The 14,672-nt window shown below is 39.3% G+C and carries 16 protein-coding genes and 1 pseudogene; 1 reads left to right on the top strand and 16 read right to left on the bottom strand.

Translation table 11 applies throughout. The annotated features are described in order from the left end of the window. Positions 1-232 precede the first annotated feature (232 nt). Together H8S90_RS23995 and H8S90_RS23990 are read right to left on the bottom strand one after the other, a co-directional pair. Positions 233-469 carry a hypothetical protein gene (locus tag H8S90_RS23995; protein ID WP_187340294.1) on the bottom strand — a complete coding sequence of 79 codons (237 nt, stop codon included), beginning with the start codon at positions 467-469 and terminating at the stop codon, positions 233-235. A gap of 131 nt (positions 470-600) precedes the next feature. Then, complete coding sequence (locus H8S90_RS23990) at positions 601-1,365, bottom strand: hypothetical protein (protein ID WP_187340293.1); 765 nt, start codon at positions 1,363-1,365, stop codon at positions 601-603. A gap of 474 nt (positions 1,366-1,839) precedes the next feature. Here H8S90_RS23990 and H8S90_RS23985 point away from each other — a divergent pair. Continuing rightward, a pseudogene (locus tag H8S90_RS23985) lies at positions 1,840-3,969 on the top strand (AAA family ATPase). Positions 3,970-4,120: 151 nt separating this feature from the next. On the opposite strand, the gene H8S90_RS23980 reads toward H8S90_RS23985, so the two are convergent. From H8S90_RS23980 to H8S90_RS23915, 14 genes are all read right to left on the bottom strand, one after another. Then, entirely contained in the window at positions 4,121-4,501 is a 381-nt protein-coding gene (locus H8S90_RS23980; RefSeq protein WP_187340292.1) for a hypothetical protein, read from the bottom strand. A 48-nt stretch (positions 4,502-4,549) separates the two neighbouring features. Beyond that, the gene (locus tag H8S90_RS23975; RefSeq protein ID WP_187340291.1) at positions 4,550-4,816 is read right to left on the bottom strand and encodes a hypothetical protein; all 267 of its coding nucleotides are present in this window, start codon (positions 4,814-4,816) and stop codon (positions 4,550-4,552) included. Beyond that, complete coding sequence (locus H8S90_RS23970; RefSeq protein WP_002979465.1) at positions 4,809-6,617, bottom strand: reverse transcriptase/maturase family protein; 1,809 nt, start codon at positions 6,615-6,617, stop codon at positions 4,809-4,811. The genes H8S90_RS23975 and H8S90_RS23970 overlap by 8 nt, the downstream gene beginning before the upstream one ends. 537 nt (positions 6,618-7,154) lie before the next feature. Further along, entirely contained in the window at positions 7,155-8,099 is a 945-nt protein-coding gene (locus H8S90_RS23965) for a DUF932 domain-containing protein (protein WP_187340290.1), read from the bottom strand. Further along, positions 8,077-8,262: a hypothetical protein gene (locus tag H8S90_RS23960; protein ID WP_187340289.1), complete on the bottom strand. Its 186-nt coding sequence runs from the start codon at positions 8,260-8,262 to the stop codon at positions 8,077-8,079. Before H8S90_RS23960 ends, H8S90_RS23965 begins: the two co-directional genes overlap by 23 nt. A 50-nt stretch (positions 8,263-8,312) precedes the next feature. Beyond that, complete coding sequence (locus tag H8S90_RS23955) at positions 8,313-8,849, bottom strand: hypothetical protein (protein ID WP_187340288.1); 537 nt, start codon at positions 8,847-8,849, stop codon at positions 8,313-8,315. Positions 8,850-9,383: 534 nt separating this feature from the next. Then, positions 9,384-9,836 (bottom strand): hypothetical protein, encoded by a 453-nt coding sequence (locus H8S90_RS23950; protein ID WP_187340287.1) that lies wholly within the window; start codon positions 9,834-9,836, stop codon positions 9,384-9,386. A 145-nt stretch (positions 9,837-9,981) separates the two neighbouring features. Next, positions 9,982-10,158: a histone H1 gene (locus tag H8S90_RS23945; RefSeq protein WP_187340286.1), complete on the bottom strand. Its 177-nt coding sequence runs from the start codon at positions 10,156-10,158 to the stop codon at positions 9,982-9,984. 73 nt (positions 10,159-10,231) lie between these two features. Continuing rightward, a complete protein-coding gene (locus tag H8S90_RS23940) occupies positions 10,232-11,230 on the bottom strand; it encodes a hypothetical protein (RefSeq protein ID WP_187340285.1) in 999 nt (332 codons plus the stop codon). A gap of 30 nt (positions 11,231-11,260) precedes the next feature. After that, a complete protein-coding gene (locus H8S90_RS23935; protein WP_187340284.1) occupies positions 11,261-12,310 on the bottom strand; it encodes a hypothetical protein in 1,050 nt (349 codons plus the stop codon). A gap of 11 nt (positions 12,311-12,321) precedes the next feature. Continuing rightward, complete coding sequence (traM, locus tag H8S90_RS23930; protein ID WP_187340283.1) at positions 12,322-12,987, bottom strand: conjugative transposon protein TraM; 666 nt, start codon at positions 12,985-12,987, stop codon at positions 12,322-12,324. Between the two features lie 116 nt (positions 12,988-13,103). Next, positions 13,104-14,039, bottom strand: coding sequence for an IS3 family transposase (locus H8S90_RS23925; RefSeq protein ID WP_255501942.1), 936 nt, complete (start codon positions 14,037-14,039; stop codon positions 13,104-13,106). Next, positions 13,967-14,266, bottom strand: coding sequence for a transposase (locus H8S90_RS23920; protein ID WP_187339052.1), 300 nt, complete (start codon positions 14,264-14,266; stop codon positions 13,967-13,969). The genes H8S90_RS23925 and H8S90_RS23920 overlap by 73 nt, the downstream gene beginning before the upstream one ends. 16 nt (positions 14,267-14,282) lie before the next feature. Next, a complete protein-coding gene (locus H8S90_RS23915; RefSeq protein WP_187340282.1) occupies positions 14,283-14,660 on the bottom strand; it encodes a hypothetical protein in 378 nt (125 codons plus the stop codon). Positions 14,661-14,672: the final 12 nt, after the last annotated feature.

Below are 14,672 nucleotides of genomic sequence, written 5' to 3'. Positions count from 1 at the left end.
AAGCCCTTGCTTTCGCAAGAGCTTCAATTTTGCTGGTCGGGGTGGCAGAATGACCACCTCCTACTCTAAATATCTATATTCCAGCCATTTAATATCCTTATTTAATAAAAGGGCATGAAATAGGGCACGATTTAAACTATATCAAAATAAAACAATCTGTCCTAAAGCTCGATTTTTTTGCTTAAAAATGGTATCAAATCAATCGTCTTTACACTATACGAATATAAGAAATTTAGTTTGCATATTGCTTATTTGTTTTACTTAATCTCTCAAATTCATTCCTAACGGGATTGAGAAAGGATACGTCAGGTTGATCTGTGATAGGGTTGGTTAAAACCGTCATGATATGTGTCATATCATCAATCTTTTCAAGATTAAAATAAAAAGCTTTAAAGGATAAATACCTATCTAACATAAAGAAACCAAGCATTTCAGAAGTTTTATGATTAGCGCGTTCTTTAGAGCTCATTCTTAATAGATCGTTATAATTAGGGCTATCTTTAGAATAGACTAGCAATTCAGTAACATAAAACACTTTCACTATTTTGTTCCTTTCAATTAACTGAGCAATCTCATTGAACTTTCTGTATGTTGTAGTTTTTATAGAGCTATCATTTTTATAGAGCTATCAAAGGACTTAAACTCAAATGTATCATCGTTGTAAACTATCATGCAGGTAGGCATCAAATTTTTTTGCATTTTAAATAAGACAATGTGCATCAAGACAAAATTGTAAAAAGGATCTTTTTCTTTTCCATTAGAAGCCATATTTGACAATCTATCTATAGGAACCCTTTGGGGCGGTGATTCTAAAGTTAATTCGATTCTAGAGCCTTTTTCGAATAAATCTTTCTGACAATTATAAACATAGTCGTCAACGAAAAGCATGTTCTTTGGTACTCTATAGAAATTCATACTATTAATTTTTTGCTCTAATTGGTCACATAAAGTGCATTCCTCATTAATTGCACTTTTTACTGCCGTAACAAATAATTTCATGTGATTAATTCCAGATATTAAGCTTTCGTATAATTCCATGGATTGACCTTTTTCGTAGAAAGAAAATTCAGCAGAGAAAAAAACTTCTATAGGATTTATATTAACAAGAAATATCCTTAAGGAATCGATTATGGTCGAAAACTCAATATCATTTTCAACTGTAAAAATTTTTTCTACTAATGCTAGTGAGGTTTTTCCGGTATATACAGTAATTATTACTTTCTTCTCTAAATCAAACGGCTGTTGTTTTAAAACCTCATTTCTCTTATCAACGAACCATTTACATGTATCATTAACAAGAAATTCGTCTTTAAATTGCTGGTAAATATCGATGTAATTTGTGTGCGCTAAAGATTTCTGTAGCATAAAAGTTATGTTACGATATTCGGAGAAAAAATTATCTAGATATGATATATTATCAAAAAAATTCTTTCCTTTTTCAAATTGTTCCAGACTTTTTAGTGCACTATAGAACTTCTGCATTGCTGGATATAACAATCTTTTTTTAGTTCATCCATTTACATAAAAGTTTTAAGAATGGTATGTGTAAAGATCTTTTGGAAATTAAGCCTTAAAGTTTATTCAGAATCGTCTTAACAACAAATATCGGATAATAGTAGTAAAACTGAGGAGCAATATCAGACAATTATCGATCCGCTATCAAATTTATATCAATATGCTGTATTTAATCCTTTAGGGAATAAAAAAGGAAACATACAGAATTTAGCATAATCTGTCATAATATTGCAGAATACTGACATTTAGTCACCATAATTATTAAAACCTCACTCCTTTTACATTTGGTACATCTGTTGTGCACTGAAAATCAAAAACTTAAATATGGCAACAAAACTACTTAGGTTCAAAGTCTTAAACTTTAGATCCATTGAAGAAAGCGATTGGATTGAAGCTTCAGATAACACTTGTCTTGTAGGCACAAACGAGGCAGGAAAAACCAACTTACTTATAGCTCTTTGGAAGCTTCGTCCTGCAAATAAAGAACCAATAATACCATTGGCAGATTATCCACGCCATCTGTATAGCCAGTATAAAGCCGATGGTCATGATAGCGACGTGTTTATAAAAGCGGACTTCGAAATTGACGAAAAGGTTAAGAATAAAGTGGCAGCAGATTGTAACTGTGATCCAGAACAAGTTGCTGTTGTCCTGATCCAGCGGCAGTACAACGGCACTTATAATATAAGTCTTCCTTATTCCAAAATTGAGAAATATAAAAAAAGCCGTATTGAATAAATTTTTGCTGATTTCATAGGAAAGTTGCATGGTTCTGAGTATTACACCAAGGAGACACGTGAGCTAAAGGAAAAGATTGATAATACACTGAATGGTATTTTTACTGGCTTGGATTCTGAGTATTTAAACCAGCAAGAGGTTGACACAATTTCGGCCAATGTTCAAACTCTTCTTGGTGAATTTGGAAAAAAGCAAAACTTACCAGATTTATTCAATCAACTTTTATTACCTCCATTGAAGAAAATTCAGGACTCATTTAATGGAAAGGCCATTGTTACTTCTGAAGAAACTCGTAAATACATCTTAAAAAACATACCCAAATTTGTGTATTATTCAGATTACGGGAATCTTGACAGCGAGATATACCTTCCAAGAGTAATAGAAGATCTTGAAAGAACAGATTTAACCGATTCAGCAAGAGCAAAGGCGAGGACACTCGATGTATTATTTAAATATGTAAAGTTGTCGCCGGAACAAATCTACGAGTTGGGAAACGATCGCAAGGTGATTATCAAGAAAATGGATGCTTACAATCGGGAGATTAGTTCCACGGAACAAAATCTAAGCGAAGAAGAGGTTACGGAATGGGCAGAGAAGAAGAAAGAGAGAGGAGTGCTACTTAGATCAGCAGCAAGTGAATTAACTAAAAGTTTCAAACAGTGGTGGCAACAGGGTAATTATATCTTTGCTTTTGAAGCAGATGGAAGTCACTTTAGAATCAATGTTTCAGATGAGCTAAGACCGGAATCCATCGAGTTGGAGGGACGGAGTCGTGGATTACAATGGTTCTTTAGTTTCTTTTTAGTCTTTTTGGTGGAAACTAAGCAGGATCACGCAAATGCAATTTTGTTACTTGATGAACCAGGTCTTTCTCTTCATCCCTTGGCTCAATACGATCTCGCTTCCTTTTTTAGAAAGCTATCTGAAAACAATCAACTTATTTACACCTCCCATTCGCCTTTCTTGGTTGACATGGATAACTTGGCAAATGTAAAAGCGGTTTACATTGACAAAACTTCGGGTCGTACAAAAGTATCTTCTAACTTGAGATATGATGAAGTCGATGCGGAAAAATCCATTTACCCAGTTCATGCAGCGCTCGGTTTAACAGTTTCCGACACTTTACTTCTGGGTTGTACGCCAGTGTTGGTTGAGGGGCCAAGTGACCAAATATATTTGACAATGATTAAGCGCTATCTTATCAGTAAAGGAAAATTGTTAAATAGCCGGGAATTTGTATTCATACCGACAGGTGGTGTTAAAGGAATGGGGCCCGTTACTAAATTAGTCTCATCCCGCGATAATGAATTGCCATTTGTTTTGTTAGATTCCGATAAACCTGGCAAGGATTATATAAAGCAAATTAAAAATGGAGTGTATAAAGATCAACAAAATAAAGTACTCGATGTCGGTGCCTTTTTAGGAGACAAGGAGTTTGAAATTGAAGATCTAATTCCGTCCAAACCTCTTGCGCAGATCATTGACCGCAATTTCAAAGGAAGAACTTATTTTGAAGATGTTTTAGCTAAGGGCGATCCCATCGTAAATCAAATCGAAAAATGGGCAAATGACAATACCCTTGTATTGCAACAAGGTTGGAAAGTGGACATTGCTAGAGAGCTTATCAATACTTTTGATAGGGTAATGAAGGATGTTCCTGTTAACCTAGAAGCCAATTGGGTAACGTTATTTGAGACCTTTAATACAAAGAACTAACAATGGCACATAATAGATGGTGAAGATGAGCTGGAATAAAATACAAGATCTTAGTTTGTCACTTAAATGAACTTAAAAGGCACTTAAGGCGCCGCAAAAAAATGCCCCTTGATTTTCGTGGAAAATCGAAGGGGTAAAAATTAAAGTACCGCTAAATTGTCAGATACAATAAATCAACTGCCATTTTAAATTTTTCGTTCGTGGCCTTTTCTTTGGCGTACCTAACCAAACATTCGTTAAAGAAGATTGCATTATGATTAAAGCATAACTGCTCTGCAAAAACATGTCGGCTTTTTATCATGTCATAGCGTAGACGTTTAATAAGACTTTTCGTTTCATGAGCAAGATGAAGCCAAAAACTAAATGTTATTATACTTTTGCTGCTCCATCCACTTTCATAAGCTGTCTTATTTTCAATTAGATTTTCGCAAAACGATAATGTATATTCTAAAAATGGTGCTATCTCTTCGGGAAAAAGCTGGTGTATTAACTTAGCTTTATCGGTATTTGTTAATTCGTCTATTGATTTCATAATAAATTGCGCCCTTTGTGCGGTTGCGCCTCCGCTTGGGTTAAATCATTAATTTAATGCTGCTGCTCCGTACCGTGCAAAACCGTTACAAAGATCAAAGGCCGCTTGTGTCTGCTGCTGAGCCGTTCCGAACATGAGGGATTTTAATTTGTTCTCGCCATCACTGTAATCACGGACATTTTGAAAATAACGTGGGATAAGCTCCTGACGCCTTATCGATATTACTATCGGTAGGTTTCCCTGAACTCTCCCCCGAACCGTACGTACAACTCTCGCTGTATACGGCTCTCCACATAATATATGCAGTCTATTCACCGTTGTGGATTTTTCTATGGCAATCGTGACAGACCGCCAGTGTTTTCCTTCTTCTTGCCATCATGACCAACTCCCAAGGTTGCTTGCCCTCGACATCTTTCATTTTCCTGATGTGGTGCATTTCCAATTGTCCATTTGCCTCACATAACTCGCATTTCTCTGCTTTCAATCTGTCAATCAAGCTTGTAATAGACCTTGTGAAGTATACATCTGGGTGGTTATCCACCTTGTTGTCTTTAATAGCTTCGGTGTTTCTTTTGAAACCTTTGTTATAGAATACACGTTTGAGAGTTTTGCCCTTTTTGTTTTTATAGAATACAGTAAAGTCCTTGTCATGCATGTATTTGTTGAGGATTTTATGTACAGATGACTTGTACTTGGCCGCAAAGGTTCGGTACAGGCTGTATTCCATGATATAACCAAAGTGATTAATCTGTTTGAGATTGTTCACTAATGAATAGTAATTGTAAAAGCCCCGTACTTCAGAGTTGTATCTTGTTAAGATTTCGAGGTCATCGTTATTTATAAGTGAACCTCTATGCAATGGTTTCCAGACTTCTTTACCATTGTGATATTTTACCTGTACCCGACGGTAGTAGAGTAATTTTTTCAGTATGGTTGAACGGGACACCCTTAGCATAACTCGTTTGTTGTGGGCTTTCTTTAAAAAGCCATTCTTGTCTCTCATGCGCAAGTCAGACCTTTGGACAGTGATTTCATAACCGAGGAATATTGCAGGTTTCTTTGAATGGGTAATCAGTGTCTTTTCGTCTGAAAGAGACAGCTTTAATTTTTCATTTAAGAAGTTTTTAATATCCTCTTTAATGAGCTTGCATTCGTCTTTTGAACCGATGACACCTATTATAAAGTCATCTGCGTACCTCACATATTTCAATCGCCTGTAGTTTGCATCCATTTCGTTGCAGCGTTCGATAGAAAGTCTTTTTATCTCAAGCATTCTAATCTCCTTTTTCAGGAGCACTCTCTCATTTTCATCTTTTTCAAGTTTCAATTTCCCGAGCAGATAGGATTTTCGGTATACATTATTCTTGGCAATCTTTGTAATTTGTCGCCTCTTTCCCTTGTCGAACCTTGTAGCATAATCTTTCATGTACTTATCCAGTTTATCAAGGTAGATATTTGCCAGTATGGGGCTTATAATACCACCTTGTGGAGTTCCACTGTAAGTTCTGTGATAGACCCAATCTTCAATGTATCCCGCATTAAGGAACTTCCGTATAAGTCTGATGAACCTGTCATCTGTTATCCGTTCCCGTAAGATGTTCAGCAGTACCTCATGATTGATATTATCGAAGAAACCTTTAATGTCCCCTTCAATGAACCATGCTGCGCCGCTAAAAGTCTTTTTGACCTGTACCAGTGCAGTATGGCAACTCCTCTGAGGTCTGAAACCGTGAGAGCTATATTCAAACTGCTTCTCGAATATGGCTTCAAGTATCATCCGAATAACCTCCTGCACCAATTTATCGTCAAAAGACGGAATACCTAAAGGGCGTTTCTGACCATTTTTCTTGGCTATATAAACCCTTCGTGATGGATTGGGCTGATACGTTTCATCTCTGATAGTATCAATTAGCTTTTCAATCCGTTGTAAGCTCATACCGTCAATTGTGGTATCATTTGAGCCTTTGGTCATGTTTCCTGCTTTAGCATAGATCTTTTGGTAAGCAGTGTAGTACATTTCCACATTGAAAAGAATGCGATAGAGCCTTTCAAATTTGTAACCTGAAATTCTACTATGCTTCGATAGACTGTTTAATACAGATTCTGGATTTCTCATAATGTCTCTCACATTTTCCTTTATTTGTATTAAAAATATTAGCTGCCTCCCTTCGCCATGTACAGGGCCCTGCTCGGACTACTACGGAGGCTCCGTTGCCATGTCGGATATTCAGAGACTGCTCTCATAGCCACGCCAGTGGCTTTCCGATTTAGGTCAATCCCCGTTTAGAAGTGCAATAACATAGCTCGATTAGATTGTCGGATATGACTTATCCTTTACTACTTATTGTAGTCGTGCCGATAGTCTGTTCATGCCCTACTTCCAAACAGGCGAGAAGTGGGTACTATCAGAGTGACGATTTTAGTTGCCTTACGTCAATGCTAGTGCCGTTGCCACTCGGATCATCATTCAATCAGATTCGATTTTATCCTCATATCTATTCATTTCATCTTCCCAATTCAGTCGCAACCTGACAACTGGTTGACTTTTTGGATTCACCGACATGCTACACTCCCTGTCCAGTTTCCCTTCCAGATAAGTCGGTTGATGATAGGCTTCAAAGAACACTCGCCTAATACCTCGCTACAGGTATATTTATTGCACATCCAGTACGGGCGCATCTGTAACCGCATTATAGCAGCCGTACAATGTCCCCATAGTGTTTGGGTCGGTCTGCGTGGGGTCACTAAAGGCATAATTTAGGGTGGCATCAACCTTTTTGTTAAACTGGAGAGATAGCGATTCTTCTCTACCGCTATAAATCTTTTCCAGCACCTCCTTGTTGGGGGCTAAAGCCAATTGTACCAAGCGTTTGACATTGGCATCAGTGATGCGGACTTTTGTCCATTGGTTAAAGATTTCTTTAAGCTCCTGACCAAGTGTGTGACTGATTCCTAAAAGCTTATGGGCTTCTTTTAGTTTGTCCTGCGCGTTGGCCGTGTGCCGTATCCTTACAGCCTTCTCGGTAGTCTGAAGTGCAGCATTAAGTGTGTTATTGCACACGATCCTAATCGGGGTAAATGCAGCCGTTATACTACCAGTGCCATCATGGGCAGTAGTAAGAAAAAGATATTGATCAATTAGATCATCCTTGCCGATCCTAATATAACCTGGTAATTTTGCCGTAATAAATATGCGTTCACCTTTGCCCAATGCTCCGGCTGTTTCGTACATAATCCCGTTTTTACCACCGACAATACTATCAAAAAAGTCAAATGCATGGACGTTCTGCACTACATGATAATCTGAACCAACTACGTCTAAAACTTCATCCGTATCTGTCCGAACAGTGGCGTAATAGTCGGGGACATTAATAGAAGGCAGGAAAAGACCGTTATGATTATCAGCCTCTACCATTTTCGTGTCCAAAGTAAACAAAGGGCGTTTTTCCACCTCAAAATCAAGCCCTGCATATTGGATAGCTTCTGCGCTTGTGGGGTAATCCTGTAATATTGTGCCTAGACCATGCCAAGGGATTTCCTTTACACTAAAAAAACTATGTTCCCCTGTCTTACTGTTAAAATTGATGTTGTGTGCCATTTCCTCTAATTTTTGTTCTGTGATCATTTGCCGATCCTGCATGTTCGCAAATAAAGGCCGTTAACTGAATCTGAAAATCTGTCGGGTTCTCCTCCCTGAATACTTCCCCGTAACCTTCCCAATATAACCCGTCCAAATACTCTAAAAATGCTGTTTCCATCATATGAGATATTAAAATAGTCCCTTGCCCATTCGACAAGGGACATCCATAAATTAAGACGGAAATTGAATTTCACTTTCGATTTCCATTAGCCGATCCGCACATAAAGTATTGATGTATTCAGCCACTTTTTTAACGATAAACGGGTTTTTGGTGACAAAATCCCTTCCTTTATCGTCCTCTATGGTAAGTTCGCAACCCTGATAGTGATTGCTATCGGTTTCCTCGGCATCATCCAATTGCGCTACCTCAAATTCCTTAAGGTTATCAATAGTAGAAATCAGTTTATCACGTTGGATTTTCCTGCGGTGCAATTCCTCTACCAGTTTTAAAGTGCTATCCAAATTAAGGGCAGGCTTTACCAACTTTGGGGCTGCTTCAATTGTGGCATTCCCACTTGTGGATGCATCTGTTACGGGGTTTGGACTTATCTTCTCCGTTTCCGCTGTCTTTTCCTGTTGAGCCTTGTTTTCCTCATTTCGGGGCAGAGAAGGTTTCAAATTGTTTTGTGGTTTAACTGCTTTGTGACCGTTGTTCTTTGCGATATTTTCGGCTGCTTTTTTGTTGTTATTCAATTCTGTAGTTTTCATGATTTCTAATTTTTTGTTTTCAATAATTTGTGACTTCCGTTTTTGTGACGGAGCAGAAGCAACCTGCTTCGCTCTGCCGTGGCTACCGTCAATGGGGGGCTTCTTCCTTTAATTTTTTTCATAGCGCCTAAATTTTAATCCATCGGGCACAAGGCCCTCCGGCATCTGTTAAGCAACCGCTCTTAATAGAATCCCCATCCGTGCAAGGCTTTGCCGAAAAAAATACTCTTTTCCGCTGTAGGCAGCGGGCTTGGGAAAAGGAAGATTTTTTTCGAGCAAACCGAAGGGCAGGCTTGCTCGGTTGGGGATTGTTTAATTTTTTTGCTAACGAATTGCCGGGGGGTACGCCACGATCAAGCTTTAAATGAACTAAAGGAAACGTAAAGGGAGATATGTCTTATCAAAGGCGCAACTGGCGGGTGAGGCACGAGCCTGCCTGTTGCTAAAAAGCAACGGGAAGCGACTTCGAGGGATGAAGAAGTGGCTTCCCGTTTATAGAGGTATTAAACTATAAAAACAACGTTAGGAAGGGAATTATTCGTTTATCTTGGTATAAATTTCAACTTCCCCATTATCTGAAGGCCATCGTATCGTGCCATTATCATCATTGAACGATAGGATTTCTACACCACCCGTTAACTGTTCGACAATACGGAGCGTTGTATCACTGGCCTGAAAGTCCGCTACCAAAGTAGACCCAACATTGCCCTTGTTCCAAACCCCTGCGACTTTGTTGGAAGGTCTGTTGGGATCATCTTTCTTTGCGCTTGACCAATGGGCAATAATCTGTACATCAAATTTGCCATCATCGGTTGGTCGGATTTCCAGTGTATCTCTGTAGTAATCAAAGGTGGATTCGCTCTGTGATGCATACTTGCCCGCAATTCGGGCTTTGACATCCGATCCATTACCGGACGGTGAACAGGAAAAAGTGATTGAAGTAACACCCAAAAAAGAAATTAAATAGAAACTTTTCGATACTTTCATATCAGGACTTTATTGGTAAGACATTCAAATATAATAATTTAAAAAAAAAGCACAATAATGGTCTTTAAAACAGCTATTAGCTTATTAAAATAGAAAAGCCCGACATAAAAAATATCGGGCTTCGTAAATTAATAAAGGAACTCCTTTATTTAGTGTTCTTTATCTCCGTTACGTTGTTACGGATTTCCTGTGCAAGACCTTTAAGCTCCTGCAAAGCTTTACGTAGGCGTGTTCCAGCCGCACTGTTACCTTTACCATAAAATTTCTCCGCATCAGCTTCTACCGAAGTAATGAGGTTTTTTAATTCCGTGAACTTTTCCATAGTGATTTATTGTTTAAGTGAATAATATGAGAATATCCATGTACATCATGGTTGTAACATAATATAGTTAACCTTACCTGCCAATTCCTAAACCTTCGTTTTGGTTCTTTTCTTCTGCCTGTTGCAGCCTTTCACCCGATATATTCCTGTTCTTTTGAAATTCAGGCTTGAGGAAATCCTCCCGTATTTCAGGTTTACCGTTTTCAAGGGAGAAATTTATTTTACGGAACCTGACGGCAGCGGTTATATAAACGGGAAGAGTTTCACCGTTCTTGTTTTCGGCCTTCACTTTTACCTTGTTGCCGTTCATGATACTTTCATGAATTTCCTTTGCCCTCTCTGGATTTTCAAGATCCTTGATGTTATATTGTTTAAGGGCTTCTGTAAGATTAAATCCGTAATTGGGATCACGATAGGGGTTTACTTTAAGGTTATTATAGCGATCCCTTGGTTTATCGGTATTCAGCATTAGCCAAGCTTTATACACCATCCCTTGAGAATCCAGCAGATCGTCTTTGTAAACAGCCCGTCCCTGTACCAAATTTCCGGCCTGTTCTTTGGTCAAGCCCTGTCCCTCACTCACAAAAAAGGTCTGGGGAATAGGGTTGGCGTAATAGGCTCCCTGAAAAGTCTTGGCAACGAAGTTGACTTTACCGTTTTCCATGTTAGCTACCATATTTTTACGGGCGGCATCTTTTCCTATGGCGAGTTCCGCATTTCCATCCTGCTTTTTAAAAAGGTCTATGGCTTCATTTACATTATCAAGTTTCTTGACGATATTTTTGCCATCTTCACCTTTTTTTATAACCATATATTTCTGTCCAGGTTCAAGAGGATCGACCTTGTTATGGACAACCTCGAACTTGCTAAAATAATAGTAATCGGACATGCTGGATTTATTGAAAGGAATCGTATAATCTATCTGCCCTTTATCTGTAGCAGGCATGCTGTCATAAGCTTTAAATTTCGGTACGCCTTGCCGCATATTTTCTTCTACCTGTGCGATTGTTTTTTCACTGAAACCAAGTTCTCTTAACTCGTCTTTTCTGTCTTCCAAATTGTTGAGGTTCATACTGTTTTATTTTTAAGGTTAACAGTTCTGTTAAATGTGCATTGACCGTTTATTTTCCTGCACGCTTTCTGAAATTTTAATGATTGGTTGTGGCTCTTTTGAAACAGCTTGTCTATAGTTGTCCATCTTTTCAAGAAAATCATGTGTTTCCAGCCGACTGCCTTTGCTGTCATGGAACAAAAGTGAACCATTGGCAGGATCAGCCTGTAAATGATAATTTTGACCGTCTTTAGCCTCGATTTTTACCGTGTTGCCTTTTCCAAGTTCAGCGATAACCTGAGCCCTTGCAAGTCCAGTGATCCCTGATTTCCTCGAAAAATCATCCATAACAGCCTTCATATCGTAAGGGTAGTCTGGAGCAAACACCATGATCTTTACTTCTCCTTTTTCCGTAGTTTGATCAAGGTCGGCCTGTACCCATCTTTGAACAGCTAGACCGTCTGGGCTTTCAAAATCTTTTTTAATCGCTCGGCCCTGCAAAAGATTCACTGCATCTTTTAAAGACATATTGTTATCAGCCTGCATAGTGTAATTTCTTCGTTCATCTCTCTGTTCATTGGTAAGAGAGATATCTAAACTTGAAATCCTTATATGTCCGGGCTTTTCCGATGTAAGATTGATATTAAGGTCAATCCTTTCAGCCATGTTAAGTTGTGAACTAAGCGGTAAAATTGTGTTTTCTTTTTCAACACCCACAAGATGCTCTAACCTTCCTGACAAAGAGGACAAGCCTTTCTCCCTGAACTGCTCTTTTAAATATTCCAAGCTTTTTTCTTTCTCCCTTTGAAAATCCCGGATATGATTTGGTCTATCATATAGACGTTCTCTTATTCTGATAAACGTCCGTATAAATAGGTTGGGATACATCTGTTTACGTAGCCGACGTGTTACGGCTCGGAGTACTCTGGCAAACACTTTTTCCTCTGGACTTGCGTTTAAGGAAAGCCTGTAAAGCCCATGCCTTAAATGGTCGTACCTGCTCTGCATAATTGCCCTTAAAGTTCCGTTACCTGATCCTTCGAGGTTCAGGCGGCGCTGCTTTTCCTCCCAACTGTACCAAATTTGTTCAGCCCTGTTCATAGGTCAGGTTTTTAACGGCTTTTAAGATTGTTGTTCTTTAACAAAACTGGCTCTCCGGCCTTGAGTTTGACTTTCATCTTGCGAACCTTTTTACTGATGATGTTCCTTGCCGCATCCATTCCCGCACCCGCCACCTGTGAAGCAATGGACTGGTCAAGGCCGTACATGCCAATGCCGGAAACCAGATTTCCCGTACCAAGGTTTGCCGCTTCTGTAAGAACGGCTTCCGGTGCGTCCAACCCTTCCATTCCATCAAGACCGTAGACACTCAAGTTTACGGGCAGAATGGCTGTTCCCAAGCGAATGTTACGGATATTCAGTAGCACCCGCTGATTGGCGATCCGGCAGGTCGCAAATACGTTGAAGTCTTTGGGTATATGGTGGCCGTTGATCGTAAGGCTATCCTGCAATCGGAGCTTTACGGTTGCACCCTGCACCACCTTTTGCCTGTTCACTATAACGGCGGGTATGGCTTTAAAAACGCTGTCCGATGTTTCGTTCTCCTTTTTTTCAACTTGTAGTGTTTGCTTTATCCTTTCGGGGTGCTGGATGTCAAGGATCGTCTGCAAAAGCCCGTTAAGTTCTTTCACTTCTTCATCATCGGTGCTGTCCTGCCGCATCGTTTTCATTAGTGCTTCCAGTCGGTCAACTTCACTATCCATACCCTGTCTTTGCAATGAACGATTTGGCTTAATCTCGTTGACGAACGTTTCATGCCTGCCTGCCGGAGTTTCTTCCGGTTTTTCCATCTCCCGCTGGATAGTGGAATTGCAACTTAAAATAGGAGACTTTTTTATGCTGCCATTTTCTCTTTTTCCAATAGCATCTCTTCGATCTGCTTAGGGGTTTTATATCCCAGGGCAGAATGTGTTCTTTTGGTATTATAAAAACCTTCAATATATCCAAAGATCTCCAATTTAGCCGATTGCTGATCGATGAATTTTCTATGGTAGATCATTTCAGCCTTTAGTGTCTTGAAAAAGCTCTCAGCTACTGCATTGTCCCAGCAATTGGCCTTCCTACTCATGCTTTGAAGTATCTTGTTTTTTACAATTACCCTCCTGAATTCATCGCAGGCATATTGGATCCCTCTATCCGAATGGAAGATAAGACCATCTTTGATACCTCGGTTTCTAATAGCCATTTTGATGGCTTGTACAGAAGTGTTTTTAGTCGTCATATCGGTGCTTAAAGACCATCCAATGACTTTTCTGTCCGCCAGATCGATAACCGTTGTTAGATAAAGCCACCCTTTGCCGGTATGGATGTAAGTAATGTCGCTAACCCATTTTTGCGATAGGGAATCCGCTGAAAAATCTCTTTGGAGGAGATTTTCAGCTATCCTATAACTATGGCTCGAATCTGTGGTCACCCTATATTTTTTCTTAACCTTACTTCGTATCCCATGTTTCTTCATCAATCTTGCTACGTAGCTTCTTGATACCATTTCACCTTTTTTGTGCAGCTCTGCGGTTATCCGTGGGCTGCCATAGATATACTTACTGTCACTGTGTACCTGCTGTATTTTATCCACAAGTGCTTTACTGCGTTGTTCCCTGGGGGATTCGGGCCAAACCAGCCAACGGTAAAAACAACTGCTGCTAACGTTCAATACTTCGCACATCTTCTCTACGGAATATACTTCTCGGTTCTCCTTTATGAACCGGTATATGGACCGTCTCCCCTGGAGAAGATGGCTATGGCCTTTTTTAAGATATCGCGTTCTAATTCTGTATCTCTTAATTTCTTGCGTAAAATCCTTAACTCCTGCTCCTCCGGACTGATCTTGGGATTGTCAGGTAAAACCTTATTCCCATTATAACGTGGATTTCTACGCCATTTACTCAGTAAACTGGGGTCTATGTCTAATTCCTTAGCTACATCGGCTACAGATCCCTTAACAACGCTCAAATCGACCGCCATTATCTTAAACGAATCATCAAATTTTCTATGCATTTCTACAAATTTAAAATTACTGTCTAAATCTGTCTCGCTTTAAAGGTAGCAACTCCATAGCCCTTAGTTTTTCATTTATCTCAACGGTTTTTGGATCTTCTTCCGCTAAAGAAAAACCTAGCCTGTCCACTACGTCTTTGATGCTGTTTTTAGTCTTTCCGCTGTCCTGTGCCACACGTTCATAAACATCGAGCTTATTAAGTGGCTCCTTTTTTTGCTTAAAGGAAGCTTCCGGAAGTTCTGTATTGATACCTTGCTTTACCGTTTGCATGGTTTTTTCGTTTTCCGTGCCTCCTCCCATCGCATAGAATGCGAATATGAGAAAGGGCATTACCAATAGCGGTAAAAACAGAAACACCTTGCGTGTGTCCCTCAATCTTTCTTTCTTTTCCATAATAATTGATTT

The organism is Olivibacter sp. SDN3, from assembly GCF_014334135.1.
Lineage (GTDB): Bacteria > Bacteroidota > Bacteroidia > Sphingobacteriales > Sphingobacteriaceae > Olivibacter.
This window is presented reverse-complemented; position numbering and strand designations above follow the sequence as displayed.